A 17,490-nucleotide genomic window follows, 5' to 3' on the forward strand; every position below is an offset into this window, starting at 1 on the left:
GCCGCGCGGAAGTCGTTCCGCCGCGGCCGGCCGGCGGCGAGGATGGGGCCGTGCTGCTCGCGAGCGCGGTGGCGGTCCTGCACGCGGCCGTCGTCCTGTTCATGCTCACCGGCGCGCTGCTCGCGCTCCGGTGGCCGCGGCTGGTGTGGCTGCACGCCCCGGTGGCGCTCGGCGTCCTGGCGGTCAACCTGGCCGGCGCGCCGTGCCCGCTCACCACGCTGGAGCTCGCGCTGCGGGAGCGGGCCGGCGCCGCGCCCTACGCCGACGGCTTCCTGGGCCACGTGCTGTTCGGCCCGCTCGGCCTGGACGTGCGCTCGGCCGGCGTCCAGGTGGGCGTCTACACCGTCGCGCTGGGCCTCAACGCCGTCGGCTACGGGCTGCTCCTGGCGCGGGCCCGGCGCACGGTCGGCGGCCGCCGGGCCTGATCAGTCGAAGGAGTGCTCCGGGCCGGGGAAGACGCCGCTGTGCACCTCGTCGGCGTACTCGCGGGCCGCGCGCAGCAGCTCGGCCCGCAGGTCGGCGTACTTCTTCACGAACTTCGGCACCCGGCCGCCGTTGAGCCCGGCCATGTCCGGCCACACCAGCACCTGGGCGTCGCAGTCGGGCCCGGCGCCGATGCCGATCGTCGGGATGGACAGCTCCTTCGTCACCTGGGCGGCGATCGCGGCGGGCACCATCTCCAGGACGACGGCGAACGCGCCGGCCTCCTGCACGGCGTGCGCGTCGGCCAGCAGCTGCTCGGCGCCCGCGCCCCGGCCCTGCACCCGGAACCCGCCCAGGGCGTGCTCGCTCTGCGGCGTGAAGCCGACGTGCGCCATCACCGGGATGCCGTTCTCGGTGAGCATCCGGATCTGCGGCGCGACCCGCACCCCGCCCTCGAGCTTGACCGCCTGCGCGCCGCCCTCCTTCATCATCCGCACGGAGGTGGCGAACGCCTGCTGTGGCGAGGCCTCGTAGGAGCCGAAGGGCAGGTCGGCCACGATCAGCGCCCGCTTCGTCGAGCGGGTGACCGCCTTGGTCATCAGCAGCAGGTCCTCGACGGTGACCGGCACGGTCGAGGAGTGGCCGAGCACGACGTTGCCGGCCGAGTCGCCGACCAGCATCACCGGGATGCCGGCCTCCTCGAACACCTGCGCGCTGTAGGTGTCGTAGGCGGTGAGCATGGCCCACCGCTCGCCGCGCTCCTTCGCCTGCTGCAGGTGGTGGATCCGCACCCGGGCGGTCGACGTCCCGCCGTAGAGGACCGACTCGCTCATGCCTGGGCTCCTTCGCGGACGCTGGGCAGGCTCTCCCGCCAGCGGTTGGTGATGGGCAGCCGCCGGTCGCGGCCGAACGCCTTGAGGCTGATCTTCGTCCCGGGCGCGGACTGGCGGCGCTTGAACTCCGCGACGTCGACCAGCCGCAGCACCCGCGCCACGACCTCCGGGTCGTGGCCGCGGTCGAGCAGCTCGGCCATCCCGAGGTCGCGGTCGACGTAGTCGGCGATGACGGCGTCGAGCTCCTCGTAGGAGGGCAGCGAGTCGCTGTCCTTCTGGCCGGGCGCCAGCTCCGCCGACGGCGGCTTGTCGATCGAGTTCTGCGGGATCGGCTCGGTCTCGCCGCGGTCGCGGGCGTGCGCGTTGCGCCAGCGGGCCAGCTCCCACACCAGGGTCTTGGGCACGTCCTTGATCGGGGCGAACCCGCCGGCGGCGTCGCCGTAGAGCGTCGAGTAGCCGACGGCGACCTCGCTCTTGTTGCTGGTGGCGAGCAGCAGGTGGCCGTGCTGGTTGGACAGCCCCATGAGCAGCGTGCCGCGGATGCGCGCCTGCAGGTTCTCCGCCGCCGTCCCGGACAGCTCGACCTGTGACTCGAAGGCGTCGACCATCGGCGCGATCGGCACGGTGGAGAAGTGCAGGCCCAGCCGCCGGGCGCTGTCCTCGGCGTCGGCCAGCGAGTGCTCCGTGGACCACCGCGAGGGCAGCGCGACGGCGTGCACCCGGTCGGCGCCGAGCGCGTCCACCGACAGCGCGGCCACCAGCGCCGAGTCGATGCCGCCGGACAGGCCGAAGACCACCGACGGGAAGCCGTTCTTGTCGATGAAGTCGCGCAGGCCCAGCACCAGCGCCCGCCAGACCTCCTCGCAGTCGGAGAGCGGCTCGGCGACGGAGCCGGGCCGCGGCGCGAAGGCCGGCACCGGCTCCTCGGAGAGGACGGTGCGGGTGACCGTCATCGGCCCGACCCGGCCCTCCCGCCGCTCGGGCACCCGGGCCGGGTCGAGGTCGAGGTCGACGCAGAGCAGGTGCTCGACGAACTGCGGCGCGCGGGCGAGCAGCTCGCCGTCGGCGGAGACGGCCAGCGAGTCGCCGTCGAAGACCAGCTCGTCCTGCCCGCCGACCTGGTTGCAGTAGACGATCGGCGCGTTGGCCTCGGCGGCGCGGCGGCGGACCAGGGGCAGCCGCAGGTCGTCCTTGGCGCGCTCGTAGGGGGAGGCGTTGGGGGAGACGACGAGGTCGACGCCGGCCCGCCCGGCCACGCCGCACGGCCCGCCCTCGACCCAGAGGTCCTCGCAGATGGTCAGCGCGACGTCGACGCCGCGGAAGCGCACCACCGCGAGCTCCGAGCCCGGCACGAAGTAGCGGGCCTCGTCGAAGACCCCGTAGTTGGGCAGGTGCCGCTTGGCGTAGCGGGCCACCACCCGCCCGCCGTGCAGCAGCGCGGCGGCGTTGCGGGGCTGGATGCGGCGCGGGTTGGCGTCGCCGGGCCGCTCCTCGTCGAGGGTCTCCTCGTCGCTCGGCGCGGTGTCGATCGAGGCCGGGCCCTCGGTGTGCGCCAGGTACCCGACGACGACGGCGAGCTCGCCCAGTCCCTGCCGGTCCAGCGTGGCGGCGAGGTCGGTGAGCGCCTGCTCGCTGGCGCGGGCGAAGGACTCGCGCAGCACGAGGTCCTCGGCGGGGTAGCCGGTGAGCGTCATCTCCGGGAAGACGACGAGGTGCGCGCCGTCGCCGGCGGCCCTCCGCGCCCACTCGACGACGAGCGCGGCGTTGCCCTCCAGGTCGCCGACGCGGGTGTCGACCTGGGCCATCGCGACTCTCAGCTGCACCGTCACGGTCCCATCCAACAACCGGCCCCCGGGACCGGCCAGACCGGGCACGGGGAGGTGGACTCCGCCCGGGGACCGGCCTAGCGTGACCGCCGTGGCCGAGTGGCTCACCGTCGAGGTGCTCGACGGGGGAGAGCCGGCGTCGACCTGGCGCCGGGCGCACGAGGACGGCCTCGTCGAGGCCGCGGTCACCGGCGGCGCCGTGTACTGGGAGTGGCACGACACCCGCTGGGGCGTGGTGCTGGAGGTCGCCTTCCCCGACGACGAGCGGCTGGAGCGGTTCCGGGCGCTGCCCGCCGTCCGCGCCGCGCTGGACGCCGTCCCCGACCCGGTCGCCGGCCTGCTGGTCTACCGCGGGCGCGGCGGCGGGGCCGGCGTGTCCGTCCCGCGCCGCCCGCGGCCCCGCCCGGCCGCGGGCGCGGCCGCGCTGCCGCAGCCGGGACCGGAGCACGTCGCCCGGCTGGGCGCCGACCCGCCGGCGCGGGACGACGACCCGGACGGCCTCCGTGCGGACCGCGCCGCGCCGTTCCCCGGCTGAGCCTCAGCGACCGTCGGGGGGCACGACCGCGCCGTTCGACGGCCGCGGCGAGGGCACCTCCGCGGGGGCCGGTGGTGGCGCCGCGCGCTCCAGGAAGCGCAGCAGCTCCACCGGGAACGGCAGGACGACGGTGGAGTTCTTCTCCGCGGCCACCTCGACCATCGTCTGGAGCAGGCGCAGCTGCAGCGCGGCCGGTTGCGCGGCCATCACCCCGGCGGCCTGCGCCAGCTTCTGCGAGGCCTGCAGCTCGCCCTCGGCGGTGATCACCCGCGACCGGCGCTCGCGCTCGGCCTCCGCCTGGCGGGACATCGACCGCTTCATCGACTCCGGCAGCGCGACGTCCTTGATGTCGACGCGGTCGATGTGCACGCCCCAGTCGACGGCGGGGGAGTCCAGCATCAGCTCCAGGCCCTGGTTGAGCCGCTCCCGGTTGGAGAGCAGGTCGTCGAGGTCGCTCTTGCCGATGATCGACCGCAGCGACGCCTGGGCGACCTGGGCGATCGCCGCCTGGTAGTTCTGCACGTCGACGACGACCCGCACCGGGTCGAACACCCGGTAGTAGACGACCGCGTCGACCTTGACCGTCACGTTGTCCCGGGTGATGCCCTCCTGGGCGGGGACCGGCAGGGTGACCACCTGCACGTTCACCTTGTGCAGCCGGTCGACGCCGGGCCGGATGAGGGTCAGGCCGGGCGGCCGGGGCTCGCCGAGCAGCCGCCCCAGCCGGAGCACCACCCCGCGCTCGTACTGCGTCACCACCCGCACGCTGCCGGCCGCCAGGACCAGCAGGAGCGCGAGCGCGACCAGGGCGATCACGAGAACGACGTCCATCGCGTCCTCCACCGTCGGCGTCCGGGCGGGGCGCGCGGGTCGCGCCCGTGGCCGGGACCTCCGCCGAGCGGTGCCCTCATTGAACCGCTGCGGCATCGCCCCGGAGCCGGATCCGTTCCGCGGTCCGCCACCACGCTCGAGCCTGTTCCGACAACGTTCGTTGGTCCTAGAATCGGGCCATGACGGACCGGGACGCCGCGGTCTCCGCGGTCGCGGCCCTGGCGGAGCCGACCCGGCGCCGGCTGTACGAGCACGTCGTCCGCGCCGCGCACCCCCTGAGCCGCGACGACGTGGCCGGCGCCGCGGGCGTCCCCCGGCCGACCGCGGCCTTCCACCTGGACCGGCTCGTCGCCGACGGCCTGCTCGACGTCCACTACGAGCGGCGGTCCGGCCGCAGCGGCCCGGGTGCCGGGCGCCCCGCCAAGCTCTACCGGCGGGCGGAGTCCCCGGTGTCGGTGTCCCTCCCGGAGCGGCGCTACGACCTGGCCGGCGACCTGCTCGCCGCGGCGGTGGCCGAGGCGGAGCGGTCGGGGGAGCGGCCGGCCGCGGTGCTGGGCCGGCGGGCGTCCCGTCGCGGCCGGGAGCTGGCCGCGGAGGCCGGGGGCTCCGGTCCGGGCGCCGCGCTGCGCGTGCTCGAGGAGCACGGTTTCGAGCCGCGGGCCGACGGCGGGGAGGTCGCGCTGGCCAACTGCCCGTTCCACGCCCTCGCCCAGCGGCACACCGACCTGGTGTGCGGCATGAACCTGCGGTTGGTCGAGGGGGTCCTGGAGGGCGTCCCGGACGCGGGCCTGGTCGCGTCCCTGCGCCCCGCTCCGGGCGCCTGCTGCGTGCGGCTGGAGTCCGCCGCCCGCGACGCCGGGGGCGATTGACAGGGGTGTGGGGCAGGTCTCTACTTCTAACTGTCGTTGTCTTTAGAAGGAGAGCGCCATGACCCTCCAGACGAGCCGCTCCCGCACCGCGTCTCCCGACGGCGGCCCGCTCGCCGGCGCCGCCACCACCACCGCGGGCGAACGGCCGGTGCCGCTCCGGGTGGTCCGCGAGCGGGGCGCCGTCGACGTGCCGGCGGCCGAGCGGGCGGTGGCCGACCTGCTCGCCGCCCTGGGCCGCGACCCGCGGTCGCCGCACCTGGCCGAGACCCCGCGCCGGGTCGTGGACTCCTTCGCCGAGATGCTGACCGGTCCCCAGTTCGACCTGACGACCTTCCCGAACGACGAGGGGTACGACGAGCTCGTCCTCGCGACCGCGCTGCCCGTCCGCTCGCTGTGCGAGCACCACCTGCTGCCCTTCACCGGGGTGGCCCACGTCGGCTACGTGCCCGGCGACCGGATCCTCGGGCTGTCCAAGCTCGCCCGGGTGCTCGACCTCTTCGCCCGCGACCTGCAGGTGCAGGAGCGGCTGACCCAGCAGGTGGCCGACTGGCTGCAGGAGCACCTGGCCCCCCGCGGCGTCGGGGTGGTCATCGAGGCGGAGCACCTGTGCATGTCGCTGCGGGGCGTGCGGGCGGCGGGCGCGCGCACGACCACCTCGGCGCTGCACGGCGTGCTGCGCGACGACGCCCGGTCCCGTGGGGAGTTCTTCTCCCTCGCGCGGACCGGCAGCCCGGCGTGATCGGTCCGGACCGGATGCGGAGGAGCTGAGGACCATGGAGACGTTCGTCCTGGTCGGTGGCGGCCTGGCCGGTGCCAGGGCGGCCGAGACCCTGCGCGCGGAGGGCTTCGAGGGCCGCGTCGTGCTGGTCGCGGCCGAGCCCGAGGTCCCCTACGAGCGGCCGCCGCTGTCGAAGGGCTACCTGCTCGGCACCGCACCCCGCGAGGCGGCGCAGGTGCTCCCGCCCGGCTGGTACGAGGAGCACGACGTCGACCTGCGGCCCGGCGTGCGCGCCGTCGCGCTCGACCCCGCCGGGCACCGGCTGACCCTGGACACCGGCGAGGAGCTCACCTGGGCGCGGCTGCTGCTGGCCACCGGCGCGCAGGCCCGGCGGCTGCCCGTCCCGGGCGCGGACCTCGACGGGGTCCGGTACCTGCGGACGCTGGCCGACGCCGACCGCCTGACCGCCGACCTGACCGGCGGCGGACGGCAGGTCGTGGTCGTGGGCGCCGGGTGGATCGGGCTGGAGGTGGCGGCTGCCGCCCGCTCCCACGGCAACGCGGTGACCGTCGTCGAGCCGCAGCCCACGCCGCTGCACGCGGTGCTGGGGCAGCGGATGGGGGAGGTCTTCGCCCGCCTGCACCGGCGGCACGGCGTCGACCTGCTCACCGAGACGACCGTGCGCGAGATCCGGGGAGCCGGCGGCCGGGTCACCTCGGTGGTGACCGACCGGGACGTGGGACTGTCCGCGGACCTGGTCGTCGTCGGCATCGGTGTCGTGCCGGACACGCACCTGGCGGCGGCCGCGGGCCTCGAGGTCGACAACGGGGTGGTCACCGACCACGCGCTGCGGGCCTCCGCGCCCGACGTGTTCGCCGCCGGCGACGTCGCGTCGTCGTTCCACCCCTTCTACGGCCGGTACGTCCGCGTGGAGCACTGGGCCAACGCGCTCCACCAGGGCCCGGCCGCCGCGCGGTCGATGCTCGGCCAGGACGTCAGCTACGACCGCGTGCCCTACTTCTTCACCGACCAGTACGACCTCGGGATGGAGTACTCCGGGCTGGGCGCGCCCGGGGACACGGTGGTCTGCCGCGGCGATCCGGAGGACGGGGGGTTCATCGCCTTCTGGACGTCGGACGGTCGCGTCACCGCGGCGATGAACGTGGACGTCTGGGACGTCACCGGGCCCCTCCAGGCGCTGATCCGGAGCCGCCAGCGGGTGCCGGCCGCCGCGCTCACCGACCCGGACGCGCCGCTGGAGTCGCTCGTCGTCGGACCGCCGGCCTAGCCGCCGGCGACACGGGGCGACGGGGGGCGCCCCACCGGTGTGCCCGGCGCCCGGACCGGGCAGGCTGTGCACGGACGACACGGCGACGAAACGAGCGGACCCGATCATGGCCAGCATGGACCGACAGCAGGAGTTCGTCCTGCGCACCCTGGAGGAACGCGACATCCGCTTCGTGCGGCTGTGGTTCACCGACGTCTCGGGCTACCTCAAGGCGGTCGCCGTGGCGCCGGCGGAGATCGAGGCGGCCTTCGCCGAGGGGATCGGCTTCGACGGCTCGGCGATCGAGGGCTTCGCGCGCGTCTACGAGTCGGACATGCTCGCCAAGCCCGACCCGGGCACGTTCCAGGTGATGCCCGCGACCAAGGGCCAGCCCAGCGACACCGCGCGCATGTTCTGCGACATCACGCTGCCCGACGGGTCGCCGTCGTGGGCCGACCCGCGGCACGTGCTGCGCCGGGCGCTGTCGAAGGCCGCCGACATGGGCTTCACCTTCTACACCCACCCCGAGGTCGAGTTCTTCCTGCTCAAGGACCTGCCCACCGACGGGCGGCCGCCGGAGCCGGCCGACACCGGCGGCTACTTCGACCTGTCCACGCACAACGTGGCGCACGACTTCCGCCGCGAGGCGGTCTTCGCGCTCGAGGCGATGGGCATCTCGGTGGAGTTCAGCCACCACGAGGTCGCCCCCGGCCAGCAGGAGATCGACCTGCGCTACGCCGACGCCCTGTCGATGGCCGACAACGTGATGACGCTGCGGCACGTCGTCCGGGAGGTCGCGCTGGCCCAGGGCGTGCACGCGACGTTCATGCCCAAGCCGTTCACCGACCTGGCGGGCTCGGCGATGCACACCCACGTGTCGCTGTTCGAGGGCGACCGCAACGCCTTCCACGACCCGTCGGACCCGATCCGGCTGTCGGCCACCGGGCGCCAGTTCATCGCGGGCCTGCTCACCCACGCCCGCGAGTACACCGCCGTCACCAACCAGACGGTCAACTCCTACCGGCGGCTGCTGGCCGGCACCGAGGCGCCGACGGCGGCCACGTGGGGCCGGGCCAACCGCTCGGCGCTGGTGCGGCTGCCCTCCTACAAGCCCAACAAGGGCCAGTCGGCGCGGATCGAGGTCCGCTCGCCGGACTCCGCGTGCAACCCGTACCTGACCTTCGCGGTGCTGCTGGCCGCCGGGCTGCGCGGCATCGAGAAGGGCTACGAGCTGCCGCCGGAGGCCGAGGACGACGTCTGGTCGCTGACCGACACCGAGCGCCGCGCCGCCGGCTACGAGGACCTGCCGGTCTCCCTCGGCGAGGCGCTCACCGCGATGCAGGGCAGCGAGCTGGTCGCGGAGACCCTCGGCGAGCACGTCTTCGAGTTCTTCCTGCGCAACAAGTGGGAGGAGTTCAACTCCTACCGGCAGAACGTGACGCCCTTCGAGCTCAAGCGCTACCTGCCGGGTCTGTGACCCGCTTGGAACGGCCTCGTCGCAGGGGCCCGTGCCGAGCGGGCGAGGCGCGGGGGGCGACGAGGTCCGTCAACTAACCTCGGCACCGTGCCGGAGACCCCCGCCCGCCTGCTCGTCGTCGTCCCCAGCGACACCGCCCCGCCCGCGCGGCTGGGGGACTGGCTGCGCGCCGCCGGCCTCGAGCTCGAGGAGCGGCACCTCGACGCCGGTGACGAGGTGCCGGCCGACCTGACCGGCTTCGACGGGCTGCTGGTCACCGGCGGCCCGCAGTCGAGCCTCGACGACGACGCCACCAGCGGGCTGGGCCCGGTCCGCGACCTGCTGGCCCGCGCGCTGGCCGCCGACGTCCCGACGCTGGCCGTCTGCCTGGGCGCCCAGCTGCTGGCGCAGGCCGGCGGCGGGCGGGTGCGCGTGGGGATCGAGGGGCCGGAGGTCGGGGCGCTGCTCGTGGCCAAGCGGGACGCCGCGGCCGGGGACCCGGTGTTCGGCCCGCTCCCGCTCTCGCCCGACGTCATCCAGTTCCACCACGACGAGATCAGCGAGCTGCCGGCCGGCGCCACCCTGCTGGCGAGCAGCCCCGTCTACGCGAACCAGGCCTTCCGGGTGGGCCGGCACGTCTACGGGCTGCAGTTCCACGTCGAGACGACGCCGGAGATCGTCCGCGAGTGGGCCGACCGGGACACCGTCGGCGTCGCGGCGAGCCCGTACGACCGCGAGACGCTCTGCCGGCTGACCGACGCCGTGCACCCCGACCTCGAGGAGGTCTGGGCGCCGTTCGCGGCCCGCTTCGCCGACCTCGTGCGCGCGGGCCGCGGCGCCGCGGTCTGAGCCGGTGACCGCATCCCGGGAGGTGCCCCGCCGCGCGGTCGTGCGGCTGGCCCGCTTCGGCTTCGAGGACGGCGAGAAGGCCGCGCTGCTGCTGTCCCACCCGGCCCTGGGGCTGTGGGACCTCGACCGCAACGAGCCCGCCGACCCCGAGGCCGGTTCGGTCGTCTCCGCGCTGGCCCGCGCCGGCGACCCGGACCTCGCCGTCCGCTCGCTGGCCCGGCTGGTGGAGGCCCTGGACGCCGCCGACGAGACCGGCGGGGCGGCCGCCGGCCTGCTCGCCCGGCTGCGCGGCTCGGGCGCGCTGCGCAGCCGGCTGCTGGCGGTGCTCGGCGCCAGCGCGGGCCTGGCCGACCACCTCGCCGCCCACCCCCACGACTGGACCGTCCTCGACTCCGACGGCCGCGGCGCGGTGCGCCCCGCCGCGTACGCCCTGGAGCGGCAGATGCTCGCCGCCGTCGGCGCCGACCCCGACGACCCGCCGTGGGGCGTCCGGCTCGGGAAGGCCGCGCCGGACGCCTCGCCGCAGCGGGTCGCCGCGCTGCGGCTGGCCTACCGGCGGGCGGTGCTGGACCTCGCCGGCCGCGACCTGGGGGAGGGGCTGTCGGCCGAGGACGTCGCCGCCGAGCTCGCCGACGTCGCCGCCGCGGTGCTCACCGCCGGCCTCGCGCTCGCCGTCGCCGAGCAGCCCGAGGGTGCGGCGGCCTGCCGGCTGGCGGTCGTCGCGCTCGGCAAGACCGGCGGGCGGGAGCTCAACTACGTCAGCGACGTCGACGTGGTGTTCGTCGCCGAGCCGGTCGACCCCAGCGGGCGGGCGGGGGACGGTGAGGCGCCGGCCCTGCAGAGCGCCACCCGGGTGGCCGCCGCGCTCATGCGGATCTGCCACGAGGCGGCCTGGGAGGTCGACGCCGCGCTGCGCCCGGAGGGCAAGGCCGGCGCCCTGGTCCGCACCCTGGCCGGCCACACCGCCTACTACCGGCAGTGGGCGAGCACGTGGGAGTTCCAGGCGCTGCTGAAGATGCGCCCGGTGGCCGGCGACCCCGACCTCGGCCGCGGCTACGTCGAGGCGCTGTTCCCGATGGTGTGGGAGGCCGGCGACCGCCCCGGCTTCGTCGCCGAGGTGCAGGCCATGCGGCGGCGGGTGGAGGACAACATCCCGCCGGCCCAGGCCGACCGGGAGATCAAGCTCGGCCGCGGCGGCCTGCGCGACGTCGAGTTCGCCGTCCAGCTGCTGCAGCTGGTGCACGGCCGGGTCGACGTCCGGCTGCGGGTCGGCGGCACGCTGCCGGCGCTGCACGCGCTGCGGGCCGGCGGCTACGTCGGCCGCGACGACGCCGACACCCTCATCGCCTCCTACCGTTTCCTGCGCACCGTCGAGCACCGGCTGCAGCTGCTGCGGCTGCGGCGCACCCACCTGCTGCCCACCGACGAGCAGCAGCTGCGCTGGCTGGCCCGCTCGCTGGGCTACAAGCCCGACGCCCGCGGCACCGCCGTCGACGTGCTGCGCGCGGAGATGGCGCTGCACACCCGCGAGGTGCGCCGGCTGCACGAGAAGCTCTTCTACCGGCCGCTGCTGTCGGCGGTGGCGCGGGTGCCGGCCGAGGCCGCGCAGCTGGGCAGCAAGGCCGCCGGCGACTGGCTGCGCGCGCTCGGGTTCGCCGACCCGCAGGGCGCGCTGCGGCACATGGGCGCGCTCACCGGCGGGGTGTCCCGGTCGGCGTCGATGCAGAAGTACCTGCTGCCGGTGGTGCTGCAGACGCTCGCCGACTGCGCCGACCCCGACGCCGGGCTGCTGGCCTACCGCCAGGTCAGCGAGGCCCTCGGCGGCAACCAGTGGTACCTGCGGCTGCTGCGCGACGAGGGCCAGGTGGCCGAGCGGCTGGCCCGGCTGCTGGGGTCGAGCCGGTACGTGGCCGCGCTGATCACCCGCACCCCCGAGGCGCTGCGCATCCTCGCCGACGACGACGAGCTCGAGCCGCGGAGCGCCGCCTCGCTGGCCGGGGCCTGGCGCGCCGCCGCCGGCCGCGCCGCCGACCCGCAGGCCGGCATCACCGTGCTGCGCGGGCTGCGCCGGCAGGAGCTGCTGCGGATCGCCTCGGCCGACCTGCTCGGCCTGCTCGACGTCGTCCGGGTCGGGCAGGCGCTCACCGACGTCGCCGTCGCCACGCTGCAGGCCGGGCTGGACGTCGCCGTGCGCGCGTGGGCCCGCGAGGCCGGCATCGACCCGGCCGACGTGCCGATGGAGCTCGCCGTCATCGGCATGGGCCGGCTCGGCGGCGGCGAGATGGGCTACGGCTCCGACGCCGACGTGCTGTTCGTCCACCGCCCGCGGGCCGTCGGGGACGGTGGGTCGGGGGACAGCAGAGCGGAGGAGGCGAGGGCGACCCAGGCGGCCAACGCGGTCGCGCACACGCTGCGCCGGCTGCTCGGCGAGCCCGCGCCCGACCCGGCTTTCGAGGTCGACGCCGACCTGCGCCCCGAGGGCCGCCAGGGCGCGCTGGTGCGCAGCCTGGACGCCTTCCGCGAGTACTACGAGCGCTGGGTGTCGGTGTGGGAGGTGCAGGCGCTGCTGCGCGCGACGCCGGTGGCCGGCAGCCCGGAGCTGGGCGCGGCCTTCGTGGAGCTGGTCGACCCGCTGCGCTACCCGGAGGGCGGGCTGTCGGCCGAGCAGGTGGCCGAGATCCGCCGGATCAAGGCGCGCGTGGAGCGGGAGCGGCTGCCGCGCGGCGCCGACCCGGCCACGCACACCAAGCTCGGCCGCGGCGGCCTGGCCGACGTCGAGTGGACCGTCCAGCTGCTTCAGCTGCAGCACGCCGCGGCGGTCCCCGGGCTGCGGGTGCCCTCGACGGTCGGGGCGCTGGCCGAGCTGTCGGGGAACGGGCTGCTGACCGTCGAGCAGGCCGGGTCGCTGCGCGACGCGTGGGAGCTGGCCAGCCGGGCGCGCAACGCCGTCTTCCTCGTCCGCGGCCGGCCCGGCGACCAGCTGCCGCGGCCCGGGCTGGAGCTGGCCGGTGTGGCGCGGGCCAGCGGGTACGGCCCCGACGTCGACCCGGGGCAGTTCCTCGACGACTACCGGCGCACCGCCCGGCACGCCCGCGCCGTGGTCGAGCGGGCCTTCTACGGTCAGTCGCCGGGGGACTGACCGGTCGCGTCGCCGTCCGGCGGCTCGGGCACCAGGCCGACGCGGCGGCTCTCGGCCTGTACGACCTCGTAGCAGTCGCACGCGGCCTCGTGCAGGCGCTCGGGGTCGACCACCGTGATCCGCCCCCGGGTGTACCGGATCAGGCCGGCCTGCTGCAGCAGCCCGGCCACCAGCGAGACGGTGCCGCGGCGCACGCCGAGCATCTGGCCCAGGAAGTCCTGGGTGAGCTGGAACTCGTCGGCGCCGACGCGGTCGCGGGTCTGCAGCAGCCAGCGGGCGCAGCGCTCCTCGGTGCTGTGCAGCCGGTTGCAGGCCACGTTCTGCGACAGCTGGACGACCATCGCCTGCGTGTAGCGGTGCAGCAGGTCGTGCAGGGCGCCGTCGCCGGCGAGGAACCGGCGGAGGTCGGCCGTGGCGATGCACAGCGCGTCGCCGGCCACCTGGCAGAAGCAGTCGTGGGGGCTGGTCGGCGTCCCCAGGAACACCGCCAGGCCGGAGACGCCCTCGTAGCCGATGGTGGCAACCTCGACGGCCGGCTCGCCCTCGATCGTCGCGACCACGGACAGCACGCTGTCGAGGGGGAAGTAGACCGCGTCGATGTCGCCGCCGCGGCGGTAGACCTGGTCGCGGACCTGCAGGGTCACCGGCTGGAGGGCCGGCAGCAGGCGCTCGTACTCGTCGTCGGGCAGGGCCCGCAGGATGAGGTTGCGCCGCGGGTCCTGCGCGGCGGTCCGCTGCGGGCCGGACGGGGCCCGGTCGCGGGCGTGGTCGGGAGGGGCCACGGCGCACCTCCGGTACCGGGTGGGGCTCCCCGCGGGCTCGGGGGACGTCAGGCGGGCAGGGCGCCGGCACCCAGCCGCGCCCACGGCGGCAACGGTACGGCGAGCAGCTCGGCGGCGCCCGGCGCCATGGCGTAGGCGACCAGCGCCGGGGCGACCAGCCGCAGCGGCAGGACGTGCTCCACGCAGCCGGTGGCCAGGGCCGCGCTGGGCATCCCCGGCGCCTCGGCGTCGGCCGGGTCCTGGGCGAGCACCCGGCCGCCGGCGCGGCGGACCGCGCGGACGCCGGCCGCGCCGTCGTCGAGCCGGCCGGTGAGGACGGCCGCCAGCACCCGCGGGCCGTACGCGCCGGCGGCGCTGGTCATGAGCCGGTCGGCCGCGCCCAGGGTGGGGTGCTCGACCAGGGTCAAGTCCCCGTCCGGCTGCAGGGCGCCGGTGGCGCCGGCCGGGAGCACCGAGACGCCGGCGCGGAGCGGGCCGGCGGCCGCCGCCCGGACGGGGAGGTCCGCGGCGGCGCGCAGCAGGGGGACCAGCAGGTCGGTCGTGCCCGCCGCGCGGTGCTGCACCACGAGCACCGGGGTGGGGAAGTCGCGCGGGAGGCCGGCGAGGACCGTGCGCAGCGCCCGGACGCCCCCCGCGGAGGCGGCCAGCACCACGACGCCGAACGGCGCCGGCGCGTCGATCTCGACCGGGCCCGGCACGCGGTCGAGGGTACGCGTGTGTACGGCACCTGACACAGGATCGCGCCGGGTGTGCCGCACCCGGCGGCGGGGCACGCTGTCGGGGTGAGCTCAGCCCTGCCCGCGGACGACCTGCCCGACGAGGACCTCCCCGACGACGACCGGCCCGCCGAGGGCGCCGCCACGATCACGCCCTACCGCGACGGCCCGCTCATCGTGCGCGGGGACTTCCGGCTGGTCGACCAGGACGGCGCCGAGATCGACCCGGGCCGGAGGACGGTGGCGCTGTGCCGGTGCGGCAAGTCCGGCATCAAGCCGTTCTGCGACGGCAGCCACAAGCGGTCGGGCTTCTCCGCCCCGAGCGCGCCGAGCCGCCCCCGGCCGGCCGCGGCGATCCTGCGCCAGGCGCGGGTGCCGGAGGGCCGGCCCGACTGAGGGGTGCGGGCCGGCCCCCGTGCCCGGCCCGCACCCCGGCTCAGGTGGCCGACTCGATCGCGCGGGCCATCCGGACCTGCTCCTCGAGCACGTCGGTGATCCGCGCCTGCACCGCGTCGAGCTGACCGATGACCTCGCTGGTCGCGTGGATGCCCGCGGTGACCTGGTCGCTGCTGGTCTGGATGCCGGCGATCTGGTCCGACACCCGCTGCGTGGCCGCCGCGGTCTCCCGGGCCAGGTCCTTGACCTCGCTGGCGACGACGGCGAAGCCGCGGCCGAGCTCCCCGGCGCGCGCGGCCTCGATGGTGGCGTTGAGCGCGAGCAGGTTGGTCTGGTCGGCGATGCCGGAGATGATCCGGATGACCTCGCCGATCGACGTCGACGCCTCGGTGAGGGCCGCGACCTCGGCGGTCATGGCCGACGCCTGGGACACGGCCTTCTCGGCGACCTGCCCGGCCGCGGCGGCGGCCTCGCGCAGCCGGTCGACGCTGTCGAGCAGCTCGCGGGAGCGCTGCGCGTCGGCCTCGGCCCGGCGCAGCGTGTCCAGCCGCTGGCTGACCAGCTGCTGCACGTTGCGCAGGGCGTCGGCCCGCGACTCGGACAGCTCGATGGTCTCGGTGACGAAGAAGTCCATCGTCCCGATCACCCGGCCCCCGGCGGTGACGGGGAAGCAGACGCCGGACTTCACGCCGGCGCGCAGGGCGGCGGGCCGGCGCACGCAGTCGGTCACCTCCGCGAGGTCGCGGACGAAGACCAGGTCGCGCCGCTTCCAGGCGCGGCCGGACAGGCCCACGCCCTCGGCGAAGCTGGCGGCCAGGGTGACCTTGCGGAACTCCTCGCCGGCCGAGCCGGACTCGAGCTGGAAGCGCAGCACGCCCTCCGCCTCGTCCAGCGCCCAGAAGGAGCCGTAGGCCCAGCCGAAGGAGGTGCGCACGCTCTCCAGCGCCGTCCGCAGGGCCGAGGCCTCGTCGGTGGCCTCGCCGACCCGGGTGACCACGGTGGTGACGGCGGCGCGGTCGTCGAGGGTCTCGCGCAGCGCGGAGGTGGCCAGGGCGGCCCGCCGGGCGTGGCCGAGCAGCCGGGTGATGGCCCGCCACTTCTCCCGGCGGACGCCGAAGAAGGGCAGCGGCGTCGCGCTGTGGAACTCCAGCACGGCGGTGACCGCGCCGTCGTCGACGGCGGGGAGGAAGCAGCCCTCCCGTGCGCCGGCGGCCCAGGCGGTCTCCCAGCGCACGCACTGGCCGCGCCCGGCCGGTGCGCTGGTCAGGTGCACCGTCTGCCGCTCGCGCAGCGCCTTCCCGCCCATCCCGGCGGACTCGGTCAGCCGGCCGTCGCGCGGCCAGGCGGCGGACATGGCCGCGGTGAGCGGGCCGCCCTCCCAGGCGAGCGCGAACGCGCCGGTGGCGTCGGGCAGCCAGACCGCGCCGTACCCGAGGCCGCAGGTCTCCACGATGGTGCGGACGACGGCGACGTGGGCGTCGAGCACCGTCGTCACGCCGGAGTCGAGGGCCTCGATCACCTTCTCGAGGGTCTCCACGTCCCGCGGCATCGCCGTGGTCTCCGGCGTGCCGGACGGGGCCGGGTCGGTGCGCCGCCACATGGTCGTCCTCCGGGGTCGGGGACCCCGGGCCGGGGGGTCCTGCGCCGAGAGGTTCGGCAGCGCCGTCGCCGACTGCAGCCGGATCGGAGCCGTATCCGGTCCCGAGACCGGATCGCGACTCAGGCGGCGAGCGCGGGCTGGGTGTACAGCGCCGAGCGCCCGGCCTCCCAGGCGCCGAGCAGGTGCCGGGCGGCGAGCCCGTCGAGGGCGAGGGAGCAGGCCGCGCCGAACAGCACGTCGCCTAGGAGCGAGGGGTCCTCGGCCACCAGGGAGCCGCACATGTCCACCGAGGCGATCTGCTCGTGCACGGCGTCGGCCTCGACGTGCTCGTCGTAGAAGACGGTGGTCGTCGCGTCGTGGCCGAGCCGGCGCAGCCCCGCGGAGTAGCGGCGGCTGGGCTCGGAGGAGGTCATCTCCACGCAGGCCAGGTGGCCGAGCGCCGCCCCGCGCCAGCGGCGGTGCAGGCCGAACAGCGACATGGTGTTGACCGAGGTGAACGCGACGGCGGGGGCGTCGTCCCACAGGGCGCCGTACCCGGCGTCCAGGCCCAGGTCGCGCATCATCCCGGCGAACAGCTCGCTGTGCATGCGCTCGGGGGCGCCGCCGCCGTACTCGTCGGCCTGGATCTCCACCATCGCGGCCTTGGCCCGTCCCGACAGGCGCGGGACGGCGAAGGTGTGCGGGTCGGCCTCCTTGAGGTGGTAGACCGACCGCAGGGTCAGGTACTCGCGCCACTGCTCGGCGGTGCCGCGCTTGGCCATGAACGACGACAGCGACGGGCCGTCGTCGGCGGCGATCAGCGCGGTCAGCTGCCGGTCGACCGGCTCGCCGGTGGGGGAGGGCGGACCGGTCAGCTCGCGCAGCGCGGCCAGGTGCCGGCGCTCGAGGCGGGCGCGCAGCGCGATCAGGCCGGGGTCCCACTCGAGGGTGTCGTCGACGCCGTCCAGGCCCCGGTAGTGCAGCTCGTAGCACAGCGCCAGCGCCAGCTGCAGGTCGTCGTCGTGCAGGGGGTCGGTCGTGGCCGCGGCGGTCGTGCGGGCGAGCTCGGCGGTGGCGGGGGAGACCGACCCGGCGAGCAGGTCGTCGCGGAGGGCCGCGGACAGGGGGCCCCGGGCGTGAGGCAGGCGCATGGTCCCGCCCATGCCCAGACCCGCGCCGTTCGATGCACCGCGCGCGATGGGATGCCGCACACCCCTCGCCGCTCCACCGGCGGGGTGACCAGCGGGGTTGGTTGCGTCAACCGATGTTCA

The 17,490-nt window shown here is 76.0% G+C and carries 16 protein-coding genes; 9 read left to right on the plus strand and 7 right to left on the minus strand.

Annotation, left to right across the window (positions count from 1 at the left end):
* The first annotated feature begins 50 nt into the window (after positions 1-50).
* Positions 51-425, plus strand: a complete 375-nt coding sequence (locus tag ACI79B_RS20520) for a DUF2784 domain-containing protein (protein WP_456930371.1) — start codon at positions 51-53, stop codon at positions 423-425.
* On the opposite strand, the gene panB is transcribed toward ACI79B_RS20520, so the two are convergent.
* A complete protein-coding gene (gene panB, locus ACI79B_RS20525) occupies positions 426-1,256 on the minus strand; it encodes a 3-methyl-2-oxobutanoate hydroxymethyltransferase (RefSeq protein WP_456930372.1) in 831 nt (276 codons plus the stop codon). It abuts the gene before it with no gap.
* Complete coding sequence (locus tag ACI79B_RS20530) at positions 1,253-3,085, minus strand: NAD+ synthase (protein ID WP_456930373.1); 1,833 nt, start codon at positions 3,083-3,085, stop codon at positions 1,253-1,255. Before ACI79B_RS20530 ends, panB begins: the two co-directional genes overlap by 4 nt.
* A gap of 88 nt (positions 3,086-3,173) precedes the next feature.
* Here ACI79B_RS20530 and ACI79B_RS20535 point away from each other — a divergent pair, with 88 nt between their 5' ends.
* Positions 3,174-3,617, plus strand: a complete 444-nt coding sequence (locus ACI79B_RS20535) for a hypothetical protein (RefSeq protein WP_456930374.1) — start codon at positions 3,174-3,176, stop codon at positions 3,615-3,617.
* A 3-nt stretch (positions 3,618-3,620) separates the two neighbouring features.
* Here the strand turns inward: ACI79B_RS20535 and ACI79B_RS20540 are convergent, their stop codons facing one another.
* Entirely contained in the window at positions 3,621-4,448 is an 828-nt protein-coding gene (locus ACI79B_RS20540) for a slipin family protein (RefSeq protein WP_456930375.1), read from the minus strand.
* A 179-nt stretch (positions 4,449-4,627) separates the two neighbouring features.
* Here ACI79B_RS20540 and ACI79B_RS20545 point away from each other — a divergent pair, with 179 nt between their 5' ends.
* The 6 genes from ACI79B_RS20545 to ACI79B_RS20570 all read left to right on the plus strand — a co-directional run bounded on the left by ACI79B_RS20545 (position 4,628) and on the right by ACI79B_RS20570 (position 12,746).
* Entirely contained in the window at positions 4,628-5,317 is a 690-nt protein-coding gene (locus ACI79B_RS20545; protein WP_456930376.1) for a helix-turn-helix transcriptional regulator, read from the plus strand.
* Positions 5,318-5,375: 58 nt separating this feature from the next.
* Positions 5,376-6,056 (plus strand): GTP cyclohydrolase I FolE, encoded by a 681-nt coding sequence (gene folE, locus ACI79B_RS20550; protein ID WP_456930377.1) that lies wholly within the window; start codon positions 5,376-5,378, stop codon positions 6,054-6,056.
* Positions 6,057-6,090: 34 nt separating this feature from the next.
* Positions 6,091-7,323, plus strand: a complete 1,233-nt coding sequence (locus ACI79B_RS20555) for an NAD(P)/FAD-dependent oxidoreductase (RefSeq protein WP_456930378.1) — start codon at positions 6,091-6,093, stop codon at positions 7,321-7,323.
* A 115-nt stretch (positions 7,324-7,438) separates the two neighbouring features.
* Entirely contained in the window at positions 7,439-8,779 is a 1,341-nt protein-coding gene (gene glnA, locus ACI79B_RS20560) for a type I glutamate--ammonia ligase (RefSeq protein ID WP_456930379.1), read from the plus strand.
* 87 nt (positions 8,780-8,866) lie between these two features.
* Positions 8,867-9,607: a type 1 glutamine amidotransferase gene (locus ACI79B_RS20565; protein ID WP_456930380.1), complete on the plus strand. Its 741-nt coding sequence runs from the start codon at positions 8,867-8,869 to the stop codon at positions 9,605-9,607.
* Between the two features lie 4 nt (positions 9,608-9,611).
* Entirely contained in the window at positions 9,612-12,746 is a 3,135-nt protein-coding gene (locus ACI79B_RS20570; RefSeq protein ID WP_456930381.1) for a bifunctional [glutamine synthetase] adenylyltransferase/[glutamine synthetase]-adenylyl-L-tyrosine phosphorylase, read from the plus strand.
* Here the strand turns inward: ACI79B_RS20570 and ACI79B_RS20575 are convergent.
* Both ACI79B_RS20575 and ACI79B_RS20580 read right to left on the minus strand, forming a co-directional pair.
* Positions 12,728-13,528 carry a Crp/Fnr family transcriptional regulator gene (locus ACI79B_RS20575; protein WP_456930382.1) on the minus strand — a complete coding sequence of 267 codons (801 nt, stop codon included), beginning with the start codon at positions 13,526-13,528 and terminating at the stop codon, positions 12,728-12,730. The genes ACI79B_RS20570 and ACI79B_RS20575 overlap by 19 nt on opposite strands.
* A 47-nt stretch (positions 13,529-13,575) precedes the next feature.
* Positions 13,576-14,226, minus strand: a complete 651-nt coding sequence (locus tag ACI79B_RS20580) for a chemotaxis protein CheB (RefSeq protein ID WP_456930383.1) — start codon at positions 14,224-14,226, stop codon at positions 13,576-13,578.
* 84 nt (positions 14,227-14,310) lie between these two features.
* Here ACI79B_RS20580 and ACI79B_RS20585 point away from each other — a divergent pair, with 84 nt between their 5' ends.
* Complete coding sequence (locus tag ACI79B_RS20585) at positions 14,311-14,640, plus strand: CDGSH iron-sulfur domain-containing protein (RefSeq protein ID WP_456930384.1); 330 nt, start codon at positions 14,311-14,313, stop codon at positions 14,638-14,640.
* Positions 14,641-14,680: 40 nt separating this feature from the next.
* Here the strand turns inward: ACI79B_RS20585 and ACI79B_RS20590 are convergent, their stop codons facing one another.
* Together ACI79B_RS20590 and ACI79B_RS20595 are read right to left on the minus strand one after the other, a co-directional pair.
* On the minus strand, positions 14,681-16,240 hold the full coding sequence (locus ACI79B_RS20590) for a methyl-accepting chemotaxis protein (protein WP_456930315.1): 1,560 nt from the start codon (positions 16,238-16,240) through the stop codon (positions 14,681-14,683).
* 119 nt (positions 16,241-16,359) lie between these two features.
* Positions 16,360-17,370, minus strand: a complete 1,011-nt coding sequence (locus ACI79B_RS20595; protein WP_456930314.1) for an iron-containing redox enzyme family protein — start codon at positions 17,368-17,370, stop codon at positions 16,360-16,362.
* Positions 17,371-17,490 lie beyond the last annotated feature (120 nt).

Source organism: Geodermatophilus sp. SYSU D00879, from assembly GCF_054050375.1.